At 68.9% G+C, this 2,743-nt stretch carries 3 protein-coding genes; all 3 read right to left on the bottom strand.

Going from position 1 to position 2,743, the window contains the following annotated elements:
* Positions 1-1,683 (bottom strand): succinate dehydrogenase flavoprotein subunit (gene sdhA, locus ACTS11_RS00980; protein WP_442638487.1); only part of this gene is annotated, 1,683 nt, incomplete at its 3' end.
* A 13-nt stretch (positions 1,684-1,696) separates the two neighbouring features.
* A complete protein-coding gene (gene sdhD, locus ACTS11_RS00975) occupies positions 1,697-2,068 on the bottom strand; it encodes a succinate dehydrogenase, hydrophobic membrane anchor protein (protein WP_442638486.1) in 372 nt (123 codons plus the stop codon).
* A gap of 12 nt (positions 2,069-2,080) precedes the next feature.
* The gene (gene sdhC / locus ACTS11_RS00970) at positions 2,081-2,464 is read right to left on the bottom strand and encodes a succinate dehydrogenase, cytochrome b556 subunit (RefSeq protein ID WP_442638485.1); all 384 of its coding nucleotides are present in this window, start codon (positions 2,462-2,464) and stop codon (positions 2,081-2,083) included.
* Positions 2,465-2,743: the final 279 nt, after the last annotated feature.

The raw sequence follows: 2,743 nt of genomic DNA, 5'->3' as shown, positions 1-2,743 counted from the left end.
CGCGTCGTCGCGGTCGGGATAGTCCTCGTGGGCGTGGGCGCCCCGGCTCTCCTTGCGGGCCTCGGCCGAGACGATGGTGGCCATCGCGTTCGGCATGAGGTTCGTCAGTTCCAGCGTCTCCATCAGGTCGGAGTTCCAGATCAGCGAGCGGTCGGTCACGTGCAGGTCGTCGATCTTGCCCGCGACGGCCTTCATCTTCTCGACGCCCTCGGCCAGCGTCTTGTCGGTGCGGAAGACGGCGGCGTCGGCCTGCATCGTCTTCTGCATCTCGAGGCGCAGCTCCGCCGTGGGCGTGCCGCCGTTCGCGTGCCGGATGTCGTCGAAGCGCGACAGCGCGAAATCGAGCGAGGCGCGCGGCACGTCGGGCGCGGTGGTCGAGGGATCGACGACCTCGGCCGCGCGGATGCCCGCGGCGCGCCCGAAGACGACGAGGTCGATCAGGCTGTTCGAGCCGAGCCGGTTCGCGCCGTGCACGCTGGCGCAGCCCGCCTCGCCCACGGCCATGAGGCCGGGCACGATGGCGTCGGGATCGTCCTTCGTCGGGCGCAGCACCTCGCCCCAGTAGTTCGTCGGGATGCCGCCCATGTTGTAGTGCACCGTCGGCAGGACCGGGATCGGCTCCTTCGTGACGTCGACGCCGGCGAAGATCCTGGCGCTTTCCGAGATGCCCGGCAGGCGCTCGGCCAGGGTCTCGGGCGGCAGGTGGTTCAGGTGCAGGTGGATGTGATCCTTGCCGGGGCCGACGCCGCGGCCCTCTCGGATCTCCATCGTCATGCAGCGGCTGACCACGTCGCGGCTGGCGAGGTCCTTGTAGGTGGGCGCGTAGCGCTCCATGAAGCGCTCGCCCTCGGAGTTCGTCAGGTATCCGCCCTCGCCGCGCGCGCCCTCGGTGATGAGACAGCCCGCGCCGTAGATGCCGGTCGGGTGGAACTGCACGAATTCCATGTCCTGCAGCGGCAGGCCCTGCCGCGCGACCATCCCGCCGCCGTCGCCGGTGCAGGTATGCGCGGAGGTCGCGCTGAAATAGGCGCGGCCATAGCCGCCGGTGGCGAGCACGACCATCTTCGCGCGGAAGACATGGAGCGTGCCGTCGTCGAGCTTCCACGCCACGACGCCGACGCAGGCCCCGTCCTCCGTCATCAGGAGGTCGGTCGCGAAATACTCGATGTAGAATTCCGCGTTGTTCTTCAGCGACTGGCCGTAGAGCGTGTGCAGGATCGCGTGGCCGGTCCGGTCGGCGGCGGCGCAGGTGCGCTGCACCGGCGGGCCCTCGCCGAACTGGGTGGTGTGGCCGCCGAAGGGGCGCTGGTAGATGCGGCCGTCCTCGGTGCGCGAGAAGGGCACGCCGTAATGCTCGAGCTCGTAGACCGCCTTGGGCGCCTCGCGGGCGAGGTATTCCATCGCGTCGGTGTCGCCCAGCCAGTCCGACCCCTTCACGGTGTCGTACATGTGCCAGTGCCAGTGGTCCGGCCCCATGTTGCCGAGCGAGGCCGCGATGCCGCCCTGCGCGGCGACGGTGTGGCTGCGCGTCGGGAAGACCTTGGTGACGCAGGCTGTCTTCAACCCCTGCTCGGCCATCCCCAGCGTCGCGCGGAGGCCCGAGCCGCCCGCGCCCACCACGACCACGTCGTAGGCATGTTCGGTGGTGTCGTAGCTCGCGCTCATGCGTGCGGTGTCTTTCATTGCGTCATGTCCCTCAGAGAGCGATCTGCGCCAGCGCGACGACGCCGGCCGCGGCGAGGCCGTAGCTCACGATCGTCATGGCGATGATCCAGATCTTGCGGGCGAGCCCGCGGACGTAATCCTCGATCACCACCCGCACGCCGAGCGCGAAGTGGTGCATCCCCACCACGAGGAAGGCCGCGACGACGACGGCCGGGATCGGCCGGCCGAGGGTGGCGACCACCTCCGCGTGCGGGGCCCCGATGAGCGGCCCGACGATGGCGAGGAAGAACGGGGTCAGGATCAGCAGCGCGACCGAGGTCACGGTCATGGTCCAGAAGTGATGCGTGCCGGAATGCGCGGTGCCGAGGCCGGAGACGCGCTTGCGGTCGGTCATGTAGGGCATGGGCGGTCTCCCTCAGATCGCGAGCAGCGTGATGACGGTGAGGACGACCGATCCGCCGAGCATGCCCCAGCCCATCATGTCCGCCGTCTTGAGGTCGAGGCCGCGGCCGGTGTCCCAGATCAGGTGCCGGAGCCCGCCGAGCGCGTGATACCAGAGCCCGAGGACCGAGAGCGTCAGGACGATGTCGCCGAGAAAGGAGGTCACGAGGCCGTCGACCCGGGCGAAGTAGTCCGCGCCCGAGGCCGCGCCGATCAGCCACCAGACGAGCAGGAAGGCCGAGACCAGCATCGCGTTCCCCGTGATCCTCACGAGGATCGAGGTGATCGAGTTCAGCTGCGGACGGTAGACCTGCAGGTGCGGGGATAGCGGTCGGTTTCCGCGGTTCACATCGGCCATGGCGGACCCCTTCAGGTTGTGCTTGGCGGTTGTCTCCTGCGTGAGATGAATAGCGGTTTTTACCGGGCTGTCACGCGGGTTGGGTCGCTCGAGGGCCTGTTTGGGCCGGAAAGCGTGGGTCTTAACGCCGCAGTTCCCCAATATGTGATCACAGGGCGAAAAAGTGTGATCACAAATCGCTCCGCCGGACCGGGCGGCCCGGCGTAGCCTGCGCGGCCGGGCGTCAGCCCGCGTTGCCGCGCGCCGTGAAGTAGAGGCCGGTGGCGAGGAGCAGCGTCT

Origin of the sequence: Roseicyclus sp. (assembly GCF_052168335.1) — a bacterium.
Taxonomy (GTDB): domain Bacteria; phylum Pseudomonadota; class Alphaproteobacteria; order Rhodobacterales; family Rhodobacteraceae; genus Roseibacterium.
This window is presented reverse-complemented; position numbering and strand designations above follow the sequence as displayed.

What these genes read in the sequence shown, in the direction of transcription:
- sdhD (WP_442638486.1), bottom strand. Translation starts at nt 2,068, where the DNA reads ATGCCCTACATGACCGACCGCAAGCGCGTCTCCGGCCTCGGCACCGCG.
- sdhC (WP_442638485.1), bottom strand. Translation starts at nt 2,464, where the DNA reads ATGGCCGATGTGAACCGCGGAAACCGACCGCTATCCCCGCACCTGCAG.